Genomic DNA, 15862 nt, shown 5'->3' with positions numbered 1-15862 from the left:
TAATTTTTTTACCTATTCCTGAACGGTAAAACTCTTGTGGTGTCAGCATCCTAAGCCATGCTTATATCCTATATTTTACCAGCTTGTTAATATTGCGACTAATCACAGATGATGAGACGGAAGTAAAAATCATAGAATTTCTTAAGATTTGCTGAGAATAAATATCTTTGTGGGTTTAAACAATCTATCTAAAAGAATGTGCTTTTATTTTCCGGTTATTCCCGGAAACCTGAGAAAAGATAAGTAATGATAATAGTCGAAAGTTTTAAACCCCGATATCCATGTTTAAAATATGCCATCATTACCTGTTCCATCAGCAAAAATATATGATTGTCGAATTTATTAACTAAGCACAATCGATTTTAAGCTGTAAAACAATGTAATTAAGAAGGTAGTAACAAGTTTATAAGAATTTACTACCAGCCATCTAAAAGAAAACTATAAAAATGAACAACAGATGCACAACCAGGAAAATTACTTTTACCCAGAGTCTGAAATACAGCACCATGCAGTTTTGGTGTTAATTGTGTTTTCTCATCAACCTTGATTGAGAAAAAGTCAGGTTCACAAGTGGTTTTACCCTTCTTACCCATAGAAACGATGTTGGGCTTTTAGGGAATTATATTCTAACTCTTTAATTTCTAATTGGCAAGTCAAAAGTAATCGAGTTTGTTGAATCTCGACTAAATGGTGATTTTTAACCGAAGTATCAAATTTTTATAGTGTCCCAAACAAAAACTCATCACAATTAACTCCTTGGATTTGCATTTATAAAGAATTTAAATAATCATTATCATTCATATATGATCCGAGTTGATTTACTTCACAAAAACTAAAAATTATCTTTAAATAAATTCAAAATAGTTTTAGTCGCTTAATTTAGATTTAGCTATTTAATTATATGGTTATATGCAGGTTAAGCCCCTTATTTTTTTGTTAACACACCCGCTTCAGGGTGTTTTTTTTATGTCTAACTTTGTGTGATAAAGATGCTAAATATAGTATATCATAAAAAAGTATCAGCGATAACTTAATAGCTGGATTATCTAACTGCTTACTACACAATTATTACTCTGTATTCATCTGATACTATTGAGGATAGATGTAGCCTAGAACAATTTTCTGATCAGACCTCCAAGAAAAACATATAACAATATATAATCACTAAACTCTTAGAGCTAATTTTTATAAAAATCAGGTATTTGTTTTTCTAAAAGTCTCTGAAGTTGTTTATTTATAAGGTTTTTTGAATTTAGGCAAGGGTAATATTTGTTGATAAATTAAACCCGATAAAAGTTTTTCGTTACATAAAATAGGGGGTGTTACCCCTCATTTTTTTGATAAAACTGGGACAAAAATCAAAGTTGCACAATGCCTAAATGAACATTCTGAGATATTCAGTAAATTTAACTTATAAGACTGCCAAAGTGGCAGATGACATTGGCGAAAAAAAATAGTATAAATACGAATGTAGTCTTTTAGATGCCAATATGAATCATCTTCGCGTCCGAATTAAAAATTATGAAACTTTACTGAAAAGTTGTACTAAATTTCGGCTGCAAGTTATACAATAATAGCCAGGTAACATCTATTGAATTAAAGCTTGTGGAATTTTAAAAGGACACAACTGCATCTACTCAAATCGCTAGATTACAGAAAAATGGTAAATTTTTACCTTGCATTTACTAGTTAGCAAAAATCACAGTCAATAAGTAACCAAGGGCGGTTGTTTTTACTAGCAACCACAACCACGAAGTTACAAAACTGCACAACAGGGTCAATACATCACAGCAGTACACAGACTTGATTAAAAACAGTCAGGTTTTCAATCACAGGTCAGGTCATGAAACAAATCATCAGGTCAATTGCAGTCGAAAAATCAAACCAACGGGGTAATTTAGGGAGAAAATTCTCTGATTTAAATCCTCGTCAGGTGTCCATTATAGAAAGTCTCGTACTTTCACCAACGGTAACTTTATCAGTCCTACCGCAAAGTAGTGACATAGTAATTAAAAATAAAAGCAACAGGTCAACATCCTGGGAGAATAAGCAACTTTCAGCCCTTCCTGATGTAGTTTGGGGGAACAAGTTAGATTTTTTGCCCATAGTTATGATTTGGGTGTGTACAGGAAAGATTGCACAAGTCAGCTACACACCAGGAAAGCAAATCACAGCTGTGATGACTGGGACTCTGGGGATGATTACAGCTAGAGGAAAAAAAGTAGTCCCTGGAGTCTTGGCTTTGAAAGTTAATTTATTGCAGTGTCTCCCCAACATACAAAAAAAGACCCAGTTAGCAGCGAAAATTGCCAAAACTAAAACTTGGCTCCATAGTATCTGGATGCAGCGAACACAACAGAGCAGTTTTAGGGATAGGTTTTTTAACTGGGAGTTATGGGAACCGCTGAGAAGTTGAGAAATTTCTGGATGTGTCTGTTGAAAAGTTTATCTATTTTTTCAGCATTCGCTACTAATCCATTACCAATATATTCCTGTAATTAATTCAACAGCTGTCTCCAAAATAGTAATCAACCAAACCAAAATTTCTGGGTGAAGCTAGAGGTAAGAAGAATATCAATTGTCTTCTGTGTTATCAACCCAAAACCCTTGGTGTGGTCGATTAGTATTGCAGTTTATCAATTCTTCACTTGACTGAATAACATTCAAAGAAACGCGACTAGTTCACTTCATTGAAATAAAACTAAAACTCACCATGAATCAAGATATTGCTGGCAATAGTGGCTACCCAGATAAAAAAATCAATCCCGAACAGTTTGACCAAGTAGTAGAAGCAATTCTCGCTGGTAAGTATTCCTGGGCTTGTGTTTTAATGTTGCGGTTTGTTGGTTATAATCCTCTGCATTACATTCCTTACCGTACTTATAACCGACTCATCAAAGAAAACTCTCGGAATAGTAGGTCAAACCCACAACCAAATGAAAATCTGAAAATTGCCAAAACAGCAACAGAAAAAAGGTCTGATAGTCCTTTAACGCCTAGCTGTTTGAGTAGAAAAATTAAGGATATAGCTTATCTGGAAGTTGGTGGTCAGCAAAAGGCAGAAGTACGTAATAGCCATCGGGAGAAGAAGTTGGCATAGCCGACAACAATGTTAGTTAGGAATCACTGTGTATCCAAAGTTATCAGTTCAGTTTGGGACTGGGGAAATGTCAGCTTTGGTGATTGGATTAAATGTAAAAAAAGCCAAAACATTACCAATCACATCTTCCCCAAATCGTAAGAATTCAGGTAAGGTCATAAGATCCCCGACTTCTTTTATTTATTGTGTCCATAAATGATAAATTGATCTGGTGAAGTCGGGGATCTGGGTATGAAAGATTGCCATAGCTGAATACTTACCCCAAATCATCTATGATCTTGAGGAAATATGGCTAAATCGGTTTCTGGGTCAAAAAAGTGTAGTTTTTCTGAAACCAGTGATAACCAAAGTTGTTCACCCAAACTGATGAATCTATCTGGGGGAACTCGTACTTGTAAAGTTTGACCATCTGGAGTTGCTAAATCAGGGTCAGATATTCTTACAGCTAGAAAACTATCATTTCCTAAATTCTCTACTAAATCTACTTTTACTGGTAAATTTTTGGTTGCAGCTACACTTAAAATCAAGTGTTCTGGGCGAATACCTAAAATTACAGTTTTTCCATCGTATTTTTGTAATGCACTTCCCCAGATTTCTGGAAGGGTAAAGCGAAAATCAGAATGGGTAATTAATAAGGGTGCGTGAAATTGTACCGGGATAAAATTCATTGGTGGTGAACCAATAAATTCAGCTACAAAGCGGTTAGCAGGATAATTATATAATTCTAAAGGTGGGGCAACTTGCTGAATTTTTCCACCAGACATAATGGCTATGCGATCGCCCATTGTCATAGCTTCAGTTTGATCATGGGTGACGTAAATTGTAGTTGTTCCCAACTGGCGCTGCAATTTGACGATTTGAGCGCGAGTTTCTGCCCGTAATTTAGCATCTAAGTTAGATAATGGTTCATCCATTAAAAATACTTGGGGGTTGCGGGCGATCGCTCTTCCTAATGCTACTCGTTGTCTTTGTCCTCCAGATAACTGTTTAGGTAAACGATTTAATAAAGCTTCTATTTGTAATAATTGAGCAACATTCCGCACTTGTTGTTCTATGGTGCGTTCTTTCCCAGAAAGATAACGCAGTCCTTTGGGTAGTTTTTTAGTTACTCCCACCAGCAAATTTTCTCCCCACTTACGAAAATCAGGTGCAGCAACTTTTTCCACATCCCCAAATCGACGACGTAACCCAAAGGCAATGTTGTCATAAACACTCATGTGGGGATAAAGGGCGTAATTTTGAAACACCATGGCGATATCTCGTGCTTTGGGGGGTAAGTCATTAATCAAGCTATCTCCTACCCAGATATTACCCGCAGTCATCACTTCTAACCCTGCTATTAACCGCAGCAAGGTACTTTTACCACAACCAGAAGGTCCCACCAACACCATAAATTCACCATCAGTAATGGTTAAATTAATGCGTCGTAAGACATTCATGCTATCTGCACCTTCCTTTGCTGGTGCTGACTGCTGGGTAGTCGCACTTTCTCCCTTCCGGGGAGGGAAACTTTTATAAACGTTTTCTAATACAACTTGTGCCACAGTTCTCAGGGAATAGGGAATTGGGAATTGGGAATTGGGAATTGGGAATTGGGGAAGTAGGGGAGGTAGGGGAGGTAGGGGAGGTAGGGGAAGTAGGGGAAGTAGGGGAAGTAGGGGAAGTTAATAACCCAGTCACCAGTCACCAGTCACCAGTCCCCAGTCCCCAGTCCCCAGTCACCTTTATGCCAAGTGCATAAATATCATTTTTAGCAATTCAGTACGAGTAAAAGGTTTAGTTAAATAACCAGAAGCTCCTACCATTCTTGCTTTTACCTTATCGACAATTCCCTTATTACCAGTCACGAAAATAATAGGAATTTCCTTAAACATAGAATTATTACGGATAATCCGGCATAATTCATAACCATCAATTCCAGCCATGTTCAGATCCAATAAAATCAAATCTGGCTTATGTCTAATAATAGACATTACCGCTTTAACTGGATCATTAATAGTTACTACAGCAGCGTTTTCATCTGCCAAATAACGGCTAATTTCTTTAAGAATTGTGGGACTATCATCTACAGAAATAATTTTGTAGGGTTTTTTAGCGGTTATGGTAGCAGTTTTGACGTTTTCTTCCTCAGCTTGTATGTTATTTGATTTTAATGTGTTTGCTTGCTCAAGGCTTTCTTTTGGTGAAGAAACTTGAGTTACAGGGTCTTCTTCAGGAGTAGTATATGGTGATAGTCCTACATTAAAGGATTTTTCATTAATATTGAAGGTGTTGTATCTAGGAGTTAGTGGAACATCTTCAAAGGTTTTAGGCAATTTATCAAATGGAGGATCTGGTTGATGTAAAATAATCGAACCCTGAAGAATATGTGGGTATAGAGTTCTAGCTAATTCCACCTCATCCAGATTCATAATTACTGCCAAATGACGTAAACTAAAACCCTTCATCCAGGTAGTGATATTTTGCTGCAATTCTGGTAATTGTTTGTCATAAAATTTACTGTTAATTAACAGGTATGGACGCTGATAGGGAGAAGAGATTTGAGGAGCGAAAGACTGCCAATTCTGCAAGCGGTTTTGGCAGCGTTCCATGATATTCTCAGCATCCAGCTTGCAAATTTTAGGTAAGCTATTAACTGGTGCTGTTAATTCATAAGTTCCTTCTCCAATCAGTAAAAAAGACTCAATCACCTCTTTAACTAACTCTTGAATCACTAATGCTGCTTGGTGAGATAATAGATGTTTTTGGGTAATTAGCCAGTGAATAGCTTGATATTCTGGCGGTTGGCTGAGATAATGATGAGAACCTTCGCTTAACTGAGTTTGCCAATCAGGTTCAAAAGTCATCCGTAATTGTACACGAACCTCATTAGTCACCAGGGGAATTTGCTGACTCAGACGGCGAATATGCCGTTCTAGTCTATCAAAGGGTTCAACAGAATGAGTGGCATAAAGGATTTTTCCTTGTTCCAAGTATATGGACCATAACACTGAATTGTTCCAGACTTGTAAACAAGTAGTGTCATAAGAATTTGTTAATTGTCTTAATAAACTTTCAGGAGATAATTTGTTAAATGTGCCAGTATTATTCATAATTTTACAGTTTTTTCGGAAAATTTGACTTAGGATTGAGAGAGAATAAATTTCGGGATTAGATTAAATATGTATGTCGTTCTCATTCAGCTTTCCATATCAACTAATTCAACTAATTATGGATTAGTAAATATAAAATATCTATCGTCAGCTATATCCATTACTCCTTCGTAAGTTACATAATAATACTAGAATGTCAACTAGTTTGCTATGTTAAAGGTAAAGCGAATTATCAGTTTTCATTTTTACACTGTGTCCATTATCTAATGACTGCATTGATGATAATTACTGAGTGGTCGATGTTTAAGAAATTTTCCACATAAAATCTTTAAGTTTTTATTATTAACAATGTATATATTGAATATTATTATATTCTTAACTAGTTGAAAACAAATGATAGATGCAGCAAAATAAATAATGTTTACTCTAGATGTTTACCCCCGATTGCCTTACTTTAACTAAACTATATGGTAATTCAAGTTTCCTGAAATAGAGAATTTGATGAGAATAATTTGATAGATGAATTTTCATCTATCTATCGCCAAACACCATAATTGTAGTCGTAATAGTCTGGCAAACTATATACTTTGAGAAAAGGAAATTAAAGCGTTGGACTATAACATAACACAAAAGGTTATGCTGGATACACTAAAACTAGATGAAGTCGTAGAATTTGCAGAAAACCCCGAACCGCGTTGTCCGTGCGTGCTATTGCTGGATACGTCTGGTTCTATGCAAGGAGAACGGATTGAGGCATTAAATCAGGGACTACTGAGTTTTAAGGATGAACTGGTAAAAAATTCATTGGCAGCCAGGAGGGTAGAAGTAGCAATTGTTACTTTTGATAGTCATATCAATGTTGTGCAGGATTTTGTCACCGCAGACCAATTCAACCCACCCATTCTAACAGCCCAAGGGTTAACAACAATGGGGGCGGGAATTCATAAATCCTTAGAAATAATTCAAGAACGCAAATCCCAGTATCGTGCTAACGGCATTGCTTACTACCGTCCTTGGGTATTTATGATTACAGATGGTGAACCGCAAGGTGAGCTAGATAATGTCATTGAGCAAGCAGTACAGCGCCTACAAGGAGATGAAGCAAATAAACGTGTGGCATTTTTTACTGTAGGAGTAGAGGATGCGAACATGAGCCGTTTGCATCAAATGTCTGTGCGAACTCCCCTCAAACTAAAAGGATTAAACTTTATTGAAATGTTTGTTTGGCTATCAGCGAGTATGTCAGCCGTCTCCCATTCCAAGGTAGACGATCAAGTGGCACTACCACCCATCGGTTGGGGGTCTGTTTAACAGTTATTCAGTTATCAGTGAACAGTTATGGCAACAACTAAGGTGTTTAGGAAATCAACTGATAGCGTAGCGTGGTGTTAGCCATTGACAAAACTAAGATATATATAAACAGACATTCAACTCTGTCACCTGTCACCTGTCACCTGTCACCTGTTCCTGCTATAGCTGTGAAAACAAATTTATGAACACACCAAAACAAATTTCTCAATGGCGGATAGTAGCGGCTTCGGTATGTGGAACCAGTCATATCAAAAACCAACAGTTGTGTCAAGATGCTCACCATTGGCAGATACTGCCAAATGATGTATTAGTCATAGCAGCAGCAGATGGGGCAGGTTCTGCCAGCTTGGGAAAAGTGGGAGCGATGATTGCTGTAGAAACAGCCATAGAGCATATTTCAGATTGCGAAAACATCCCTAGTATTCTGGCTGAGGATGGGCTTTTACATGATTTGTTAACTGAGAGCATATTAGCCGCTAAAAAAGCAGTAGAAGATGAAGCAGATGTCTGCAAGCATCAGCCCGATGATTTGGCAAGTACCTTAATTATTGCGATCGCCACCCCAAAAGTTGTCGCCGTAGCTCAAATTGGTGATGGTTTAGCAGTAGCCAAGGACAGTACAGGTAACTTACAGGCGCTTACCATCCCTAACCACGGGGAATACATTAACGAAACCACATTTTTAACATCATCTGATGCCCTAACGACAACTCAAATAAAAATATTGCGTCATAACATAGTAAATATCGGCGTTCTTACTGATGGACTACAAATGCTGGCTTTGAATATGCTGATTGGTGAACCTCACAAACCATTCTTTTTTCCTTTATTCGACTTTGTGGCTAATGCTGAAGATAAAATTGTCGCTAAGGAGCAATTGGTAAAGTTTTTATGCTCCGATAAAATTACAAAGCGTACTGATGATGACTTAACTTTAGTAATTGCATCATTAAGCAACTAATAGAAAATGTTTATTGTGTAGGGTTTAGGGTGTAGGTTGTCAGTTTTCAAATCAGCTTTTTTCAATTTTCAACTCCGTATAAACGGCTCTCAGGTCGTCTGTACTTTCATCCCCAGTCCCTTTCAATAACCACTGTTAACCGTAATTCCAATATGCAGGTACTACGTTTTTTTCCCCAGCAGGAAATTCTCAATCTCACGGTCAATTTAGGGCGTGGAGGAGAAGCTTGTGTTTATGCAGTGCCATCAGATGAAAATTTAGTGGCCAAAATTTATCATAAGCCAATTCCTACCCATGTCCAGAAACTTCAGGCCATGATTGCCAACCCACCAGAAAATCCCACCGCTAATTTAGGGCATATTTCTATTGCTTGGCCACAGGAATTATTAAAAGCAGCCGATGGTAGTGATAGTATTATCGGTTTTTTAATGCCGCGTATTCGCGAAATGCGGCCGATCATGGACTTTTATAATCCGGGCAATCGTCGTCAAAATTGTCCTTTATTTAATTATCAGTATTTATTACGAACTGCCCGCAATTTAGCAGCGGCTTTTGCAGCTTTACACACTAGTCAATACTGCATTGGTGATGTGAATGAGTCCAATATTTTGGTTAGTGATACGGCATTAGTCACCTTAGTAGATACAGACTCATTTCAGGTTCGTGATCCAGAGCAAAATATTGTCTATCGTTGTGCAGTTGGTAAACCAGAGTATACGCCACCAGAACTGCAAAATAAAACTTTTGCGGAATATGATCGTGATAGTTCCCATGATTTATTTGGGTTAGCAGTGCTGATATTTCAATTATTAATGGAAGGCACTCACCCATTTTCAGGAATTTTTCAAGGTCTTTTTGATCCACCCACTTATGAAGCCAGAATAGTTGCTGGTCATTTTACTTACAGTCAAAAGCAACAAGTTCCCTATTTACCTACTCCCATAGCACCAGCTTGGGAAATGCTTCATCCTGGTTTACAGGAGTTGTTTGTGAGTTGTTTTGAGGATGGGCATCACAACCCCCACTTGCGTCCTGCTGCTCAAACTTGGTTATCAGCCCTGATTGCAGCTGAAGAGGATCTTGTGACTTGTGCTGTTAATCCCCAGCATCTTTACCATAATCATCTGCATCAATGCCCTTGGTGTGAACGTACCGCACGGTTAGGTGGACGTGATCCTTTTCCATCATTGGAGGCGATCGCTGCCAAGGAACATCTTAAACCCCGGCGCAAATCTAGAAAACGTCATACACAAAATCCACGTTTACGCAAACCAGCTATTCTCGCATCACCATTACATCACTGGCAACCAGTAGTTACTCAAAATTTTTCTGGTTATCAACCCCGCAAAAATGTAAACAAGTCAAAATTTTATACTGTTATGTTTTGCTTGTTAGGTGTTGGTTTATTAGGGTATTTGGATGTAATGATTAAATTTACTCGTCCGTTTGTTTCCCAAAATCCTTACACTCAACAAAGTTTGATGTCTCGTCAAGAACAGAATATTCGCCAAGATGAAAATATTACTTTTGTAGATTACTATGATCGTGGTAATACTGCTTATCAAAAGCAAGACTATGAGCAAGCAATTGAAAATTTTACCCAAGGTATCAAAAAAAATCCTCAATTTTCCAAACTGTATATTAATAGGGGTAATGCTCGCTACAATTTAAATGATTATCAAGGAGCATTGGCAGACTATAACCAAGCTTTAAAAATTAATCCCCAGGAAGTCAAAGCATTTGTGAATCGAGGCAATGCCTACTATATGCTTGCTAACTATAGTAGTGATCCTGACCAAGAGTATAATAAAGCTATCCAAAACTTTAACAATGCTATCAACATCAATGAACGTGACACAGAAGCTTATATCAGAAGAGGTATTGTTCGTTCTCAAATAGCCAAATATAGTAGTAATTTTCAACAAGAATACCGCAAATCAATTGCGGATTTTACCGAGGCGATTAAACTCAATACTTCCAAAGCAGAAGCTTACTTTCAGCGTGGACTTGCTCGTTATCAATTTGCTCAATATAGCAGTAATTATGCTCAAGAATATCAACAGGCGATCGTAGATTTTAACCAAGCCTTGAATATCAATCCTCAGATGGCTAAAGTTTACCTCAAACGGGGAATGGTTCATTATGAACTAGCCCAATACGGGGAAGGGAAAGTGAAAGAAAACCAGGCACGAGCTATTGAAGATTTAGAAAAATCTGCTCAAATTTACCTGGAACAAGAGGATCTTGATAATTACCAACAAGCACTCAGTAACATTTGTGTAATTGTATCTCAAAAATGTGACAGATTATTCCAAAGTTCAACTATTTTTGATTCCATCAAACCTTAGACTCCTATTAACCAAGAAGTAAAGATTAGCGCCCTCAATTTATTTATGGGTATACATAGTTATCTGATTTTTTCAGGCTTGTTAAGATGTTTATGATAACTGGCATTTTTGCTTTTTTTGGAGGATAAATTATACCTCTAAAATAAAGCAATATTTAATGCTAGTTATTTTATTTATATTATTTGCTTTTGTTATTGTATAAAACTACAATTTAACTATTGATATTCATCAATTTTTTACAGATAAAATATTTTAAATTTATCGTTTCTTTATAAATTTTCAGCATTTTGCAGTTACATTGTTTTTAGATTCTTTCTAGAGAAAAACATATAAAAAATCGTCAGGATTCAAAATCTAGTATGTATAACGCTTGTAACTATCGATCAAGATAATTTCCAGCAAATATATATTGTTGAGATTGTCAATCTTACACGCGTTACAATCTTTTAGATTTATTCCGGCGGCACATCTCTACAAACTTCTGAATTCTTGAAAAAATTGATTTTTTATCGTAAGTATTCAGTTGTAGCACTTGTTGATACTCAGATCCCCGACTTCTGCGATCAATTCACAATTTATTGACACGATAATCAAAGAAGTCGGGGATCTCATCACTCCATTCCTGAATGCTTACTTTTTCTCTATTTCCTGTGCATCCTCTTCATCCAGAAAGACATAAATAATCACCTACCGGCAAATCTTTGAGGTAATTGCATGAAAGCAGTAATTTTGGCTGGGGGTCTTGGTACACGCCTCAGTGAAGAAACCAGTGTCAGACCTAAGCCGATGGTTGAGATTGGAGGTAAGCCAATTCTTTGGCATATCATGAAAACATACTCGGCTCATGGTATTAATGAATTTATCATTTGTTGCGGGTACAAAGGTTACATTATTAAAGAGTATTTTGCTAACTACTTTTTACATATGTCAGATGTAACTTTTGATATGCGATTTAATCAAATGAGCATACATTCTGGATATGCAGAACCTTGGCGTGTGACCTTGGTCAATACTGGTGACAATACCATGACAGGTGGACGCTTAAAGAGAGTTAGAGAACATCTTGGTAATGACACTTTTTGCTTCACTTATGGTGATGGTGTGAGTGATATCAATATCACGGAATTAATTAAGTTTCATCAATCACAAAAAACCCTGGCGACACTGAGCGCAGTCCAACCAGCGGGACGCTTTGGTGCAATTTCTTTAGGACAAGAACAAACTAAAATTGCTAGTTTTCGAGAAAAACCTGAAGGCGATGGGGCTTGGATTAATGGCGGTTATTTTGTCCTAGAACCTGAAGTGATCAACTTTATTACGGATGACACTACTGTTTGGGAGAAAGAACCATTAGAGAAGTTAGCTGATATGCAAGAACTATCAGCTTTCAAACATAACGGTTTTTGGCAACCAATGGATACTTTAAGAGATAAAAACTACTTAGAGGATCTATGGAAAAATAATCAAGCTCCTTGGAAAGTTTGGTAATAGCAATTTTAGATTTTGGATTGGGAAAAAATTACTAATGTACGATTTTGCGATTATTGGTGGGGGAATAGTGGGACTTTCCACAGCGATGGCTTTAGGCTCACGCTATCCTGATGCACGAATCCTAGTATTAGAAAAAGAAAGTCAATGGGCATTTCATCAAACAGGCAATAATAGCGGTGTAATTCATTCAGGAATTTACTACAAACCGGGTAGCTTTAAAGCTAAATTTTGCCGTGATGGTAGTCTTTCAATGGTAGAATTCTGCCAAAAGTATGATATTGAGCATGACATTTGTGGTAAAGTAATTGTGGCCACAGAAGAACAGGAACTACCACGGTTAGAGAACCTCTATCAACGAGGTTTAGATAATGGCATAGCAGTACAAAGAATTAGTCCTGAAGAAGTCAAAGAAATTGAGCCTCATGTTAGATGTGTAGGTGGAATTCGGGTATTTTCGACAGGAATTGTTAATTACAAGCAAGTTTGTTTAAAATACGCTGAATTAATTCGTCAACAAGGGGGAGATTTACGCCTCAATACCAAAGTTTTGCAAATCTCCAAAAGTGGTAAAAATCAGGTATTAGAAACTAACCAGGGTAGTTTTGAAACAAAATTTGTGATCAATTGTGCCGGATTGCATAGCGATCGCATTGCAAAATTAGGTAAGGCTAACCCTGAAGCTAAAATCGTTCCCTTCCGGGGTGAATATTACGAACTCACACCCGAAAAACGCTATCTGGTCAAAACTCTCATTTATCCCGTTCCTAACCCAGATTTTCCGTTTCTAGGTGTCCACTTCACCCGCATGATTGATCATAGCGTTCATGCTGGTCCAAATGCAGTTCTCAGCCTCAAACGAGAAGGTTACAAAAAAACTGATTTTGATTTCAGAGATTTTGCAGAAGTAATCACCTATCCTGGTTTCTGGAAACTAGCAGCAAAACACGCCGATGAAGGTATTCAAGAAATCATTCGTTCCTTTAGTAAAGCTGCCTTTGTCAGAAGTTTACAAAAACTCATTCCTGAAGTCCAAGCCGAAGATTTAGTACCCACCCATGCAGGAGTTCGCGCCCAAGCATTAATGAACAATGGTGCATTGGTAGATGATTTTTTAATCATCCAAGGTGATAACTCAATTCATGTTTGTAATGCACCCTCACCTGCAGCAACTTCTTCTTTAGAAATTGGCAAAGCGATTATTAACAAAATTCCTCAGCAGTCACATTTACAAAGATTGGTAGCCTAAAGCAAATTTAGACTGGGAATTTGTAGAAAATTCCATCCGCGTTAATCTGCGGTTAATTAGTCATGTTCTATATCTGAAACAAAACGTAATTTTATCCCTTCAAACATTTAAGAATCATGAAAATATTAGTCACAGGAACAGAAGGATATTTAGGTTCTTTATTACCTCCTTTATTAATTGCTAGGGGTCACGAAGTTATTGGATTAGATACTGGTTTTTATAAAGTTGGTTGGCTATATAACGGAACTGACATCACAGCTAAAACCCTCAATAAAGATATTCGCAATATTACTCCTGAAGATTTAGAAGGTGTAGATGCAATAGTTCATAAAGCAGAACTTTCTAATGATCCCACCGGACAATTAGCACCCAATATTACCTATGATATTAATCATTTAGGTTCTGTGCGGTTAGCTAACTTAGCGAAAACAATGGGAGTGCGTCGCTTTATTTATATGTCTTCATGCAGTGTGTATGGAGTTGCGAGTGAAGGTGATGTCACCGAAGAATCACCTGTGAATCCTCAAACAGCTTACGCTGAATGTAAAACATTGGTAGAAAGAGATATTAAACCATTAGCTGATGATGATTTTTCTCCTACTTTCATGCGAAATGCTACCGCTTTTGGTGCTTCTCCCAGAATGAGATTTGATATTGTTTTAAACAATTTAGCCGGATTAGCATGGACTACTAAAGAAATTAAAATGACCAGCGATGGTACACCTTGGCGGCCATTAGTTCATGCTTTGGATATTTGCAAAGCCATTGTTTGTGCTTTAGAAGCACCCAGAGATATTATCCACAATCAAGTTTTTAATGTGGGAGATACACAGAATAACTATCGCGTTAAAGAAATCGCCGAAATTATTGCTGATACCTTCCCCGGTTGTAAATTAACTTTTGGTAATAACGGTTCAGATAACCGCAGCTATCGAGTATCTTTTGAGAAAATCAACACAATTTTGCCAGGATTTAAGTGTGATTGGAATGCTCAACTTGGCGCTCAACAGTTATTTGATTTATTTAATCAGATTGATATGACTGAAGATACTTTTTTGTTTAGAGGGTTCACAAGATTAAAGCAATTAGAGTACCTGATTCGTACTCAACAAATTGATAGAGATTTCTTTTGGACTAAATAATTTTCCAGAATGTAAATATTAATTAAAAGCAGTAAAAGCAAATTCTTTATACTGCTTTTAATCCGGCATTATTGATATGCCTTTTATCCCAAATGTTTAATTTATTCACTTATAACTTGATTGGTTTATATCAGTCACCCTATGAACAAATTACTGACCATTGCTATTCCTACTTATAATCGTGCAGATTTATTAGATCAGCAATTAGAGTGGTTGTCTAAAGCTATTAAAGGTTATGAATCTGATTGCGAAATATTAGTTTCTGATAATTGTTCTAGTGATAACACTCAAGAAATTATCAGAAAATGGCAAGCCATTCTCAAGAATATTACTTTCAAATGTAACAGAAATATTGAAAATTTAGGCGTAATGAAAAATATCATTTATTGCCTAAGTTCCGCGACCACAAAATATGTTTGGACAATTGGCGATGATGATCCAATTCAAGATCAAGCTATTACTTATGTAATAGATAAAATCAAAAAATATCAAGAATTATCATTATTATTTCTCAATTTTTCTGGTAAAAATAAAATCACTGGTGAACCAGTTCATCCACCGACAATAGTTGGTAATCGTTGGTTTGATGTTGATAGTGAAGATGGCAAAAGCGATGGTAAAGAAATATTTGAATATTGTTTTTCTAAAAGTGTTGGTGCAGTCATTTTCTTATCAGCTTCAATATACAGAACTGATTTAGTTAAACAGGCTCTAAAAATTTGGCCAGATGCTATTAATAATTGGATTTCTTTAGCATATTTAGCCGGTTATTGTGCTGCTAATGGCAAAGTAATTGTCAGCAAAGATATCTATTTAGAATGTATTGTTGGTGTTAGTTATTGGCAAAAAGAGCCAAAATCTGCGCTATTAATGCAATATAAACACATTCCAGAAGTAATTTTTAAGCTACAAGAAAATGCAGGATATTCTCAGCGATTTTATGCCCAAATGATGGTACATAACTTCCAACAAGTTAATTTGAAAGTTTTCTTAGGTGCTTTGAGAAGATGGCCAGTTTCTGCTATTCAAACAGTAGTTCCTTTTTTGGCTATAGTGGGTATTTCTGCTGTTGAAGTCATGGCTGCTCCCGAAGTTAAAATTGCCGAATCTCATCAGCCTTCAAACCAAATTGTCCGTCGGAATAGAGGATAAAAAAGGAAGGATAATTGCT

At 36.7% G+C, this 15862-nt stretch carries 12 protein-coding genes; 9 read left to right on the top strand and 3 right to left on the bottom strand.

The annotated features are described in order from the left end of the window. Positions 1-416: 416 nt before the first annotated feature. Positions 417-593: a hypothetical protein gene (locus VB694_RS02425; protein WP_323358716.1), complete on the bottom strand. Its 177-nt coding sequence runs from the start codon at positions 591-593 to the stop codon at positions 417-419. 1250 nt (positions 594-1843) lie between these two features. On the opposite strand from VB694_RS02425, the gene VB694_RS02420 reads away from it, so the two are divergent. Then, complete coding sequence (locus tag VB694_RS02420) at positions 1844-2416, top strand: hypothetical protein (protein WP_323358715.1); 573 nt, start codon at positions 1844-1846, stop codon at positions 2414-2416. A 297-nt stretch (positions 2417-2713) separates the two neighbouring features. Then, entirely contained in the window at positions 2714-3100 is a 387-nt protein-coding gene (locus VB694_RS02415) for a HetP family heterocyst commitment protein (RefSeq protein ID WP_323358714.1), read from the top strand. A 266-nt stretch (positions 3101-3366) separates the two neighbouring features. Here the strand turns inward: VB694_RS02415 and VB694_RS02410 are convergent, their stop codons facing one another. Both VB694_RS02410 and VB694_RS02405 read right to left on the bottom strand, forming a co-directional pair. Beyond that, positions 3367-4644: an ABC transporter ATP-binding protein gene (locus tag VB694_RS02410; RefSeq protein ID WP_323358713.1), complete on the bottom strand. Its 1278-nt coding sequence runs from the start codon at positions 4642-4644 to the stop codon at positions 3367-3369. Between the two features lie 180 nt (positions 4645-4824). Next, complete coding sequence (locus tag VB694_RS02405) at positions 4825-6192, bottom strand: response regulator (protein ID WP_323358712.1); 1368 nt, start codon at positions 6190-6192, stop codon at positions 4825-4827. Positions 6193-6828: 636 nt separating this feature from the next. On the opposite strand from VB694_RS02405, the gene VB694_RS02400 reads away from it, so the two are divergent. From VB694_RS02400 to VB694_RS02370, 7 genes are all read left to right on the top strand, one after another. Next, complete coding sequence (locus VB694_RS02400) at positions 6829-7503, top strand: vWA domain-containing protein (protein WP_323358711.1); 675 nt, start codon at positions 6829-6831, stop codon at positions 7501-7503. Between the two features lie 181 nt (positions 7504-7684). Next, a complete protein-coding gene (locus VB694_RS02395) occupies positions 7685-8464 on the top strand; it encodes a PP2C family serine/threonine-protein phosphatase (RefSeq protein WP_323358710.1) in 780 nt (259 codons plus the stop codon). 152 nt (positions 8465-8616) lie between these two features. Continuing rightward, the gene (locus VB694_RS02390) at positions 8617-10812 is read left to right on the top strand and encodes a tetratricopeptide repeat protein (RefSeq protein WP_323358709.1); all 2196 of its coding nucleotides are present in this window, start codon (positions 8617-8619) and stop codon (positions 10810-10812) included. Positions 10813-11526: 714 nt separating this feature from the next. Further along, the gene (gene rfbF / locus VB694_RS02385; protein ID WP_323358708.1) at positions 11527-12300 is read left to right on the top strand and encodes a glucose-1-phosphate cytidylyltransferase; all 774 of its coding nucleotides are present in this window, start codon (positions 11527-11529) and stop codon (positions 12298-12300) included. A 37-nt stretch (positions 12301-12337) separates the two neighbouring features. Continuing rightward, the gene (gene lhgO, locus VB694_RS02380) at positions 12338-13549 is read left to right on the top strand and encodes an L-2-hydroxyglutarate oxidase (RefSeq protein ID WP_323358707.1); all 1212 of its coding nucleotides are present in this window, start codon (positions 12338-12340) and stop codon (positions 13547-13549) included. 116 nt (positions 13550-13665) lie between these two features. Beyond that, positions 13666-14691 (top strand): SDR family oxidoreductase, encoded by a 1026-nt coding sequence (locus tag VB694_RS02375; protein ID WP_323358706.1) that lies wholly within the window; start codon positions 13666-13668, stop codon positions 14689-14691. 141 nt (positions 14692-14832) lie between these two features. Continuing rightward, the gene (locus VB694_RS02370) at positions 14833-15843 is read left to right on the top strand and encodes a glycosyltransferase family 2 protein (RefSeq protein WP_323358705.1); all 1011 of its coding nucleotides are present in this window, start codon (positions 14833-14835) and stop codon (positions 15841-15843) included. Positions 15844-15862 lie beyond the last annotated feature (19 nt).

The sequence above is a fragment of the Anabaena sp. UHCC 0451 genome, assembly GCF_034931405.1.
GTDB lineage: Bacteria > Cyanobacteriota > Cyanobacteriia > Cyanobacteriales > Nostocaceae > RDYJ01.
Note: the sequence above shows the minus strand (reverse complement) of the source record. Positions and strands in the feature narration are given on the sequence as shown.

What these genes read in the sequence shown, in the direction of transcription:
- VB694_RS02390 (WP_323358709.1), top strand. Translation starts at nt 8,617, where the DNA reads ATGCAGGTACTACGTTTTTTTCCCCAGCAGGAAATTCTCAATCTCACG.
- VB694_RS02400 (WP_323358711.1), top strand. Translation starts at nt 6,829, where the DNA reads ATGCTGGATACACTAAAACTAGATGAAGTCGTAGAATTTGCAGAAAAC.
- VB694_RS02420 (WP_323358715.1), top strand. Translation starts at nt 1,844, where the DNA reads ATGAAACAAATCATCAGGTCAATTGCAGTCGAAAAATCAAACCAACGG.
- rfbF (WP_323358708.1), top strand. Translation starts at nt 11,527, where the DNA reads ATGAAAGCAGTAATTTTGGCTGGGGGTCTTGGTACACGCCTCAGTGAA.
- VB694_RS02425 (WP_323358716.1), bottom strand. Translation starts at nt 593, where the DNA reads ATGGGTAAGAAGGGTAAAACCACTTGTGAACCTGACTTTTTCTCAATC.
- VB694_RS02375 (WP_323358706.1), top strand. Translation starts at nt 13,666, where the DNA reads ATGAAAATATTAGTCACAGGAACAGAAGGATATTTAGGTTCTTTATTA.
- VB694_RS02370 (WP_323358705.1), top strand. Translation starts at nt 14,833, where the DNA reads ATGAACAAATTACTGACCATTGCTATTCCTACTTATAATCGTGCAGAT.
- VB694_RS02395 (WP_323358710.1), top strand. Translation starts at nt 7,685, where the DNA reads ATGAACACACCAAAACAAATTTCTCAATGGCGGATAGTAGCGGCTTCG.
- VB694_RS02405 (WP_323358712.1), bottom strand. Translation starts at nt 6,192, where the DNA reads ATGAATAATACTGGCACATTTAACAAATTATCTCCTGAAAGTTTATTA.
- VB694_RS02415 (WP_323358714.1), top strand. Translation starts at nt 2,714, where the DNA reads ATGAATCAAGATATTGCTGGCAATAGTGGCTACCCAGATAAAAAAATC.
- lhgO (WP_323358707.1), top strand. Translation starts at nt 12,338, where the DNA reads ATGTACGATTTTGCGATTATTGGTGGGGGAATAGTGGGACTTTCCACA.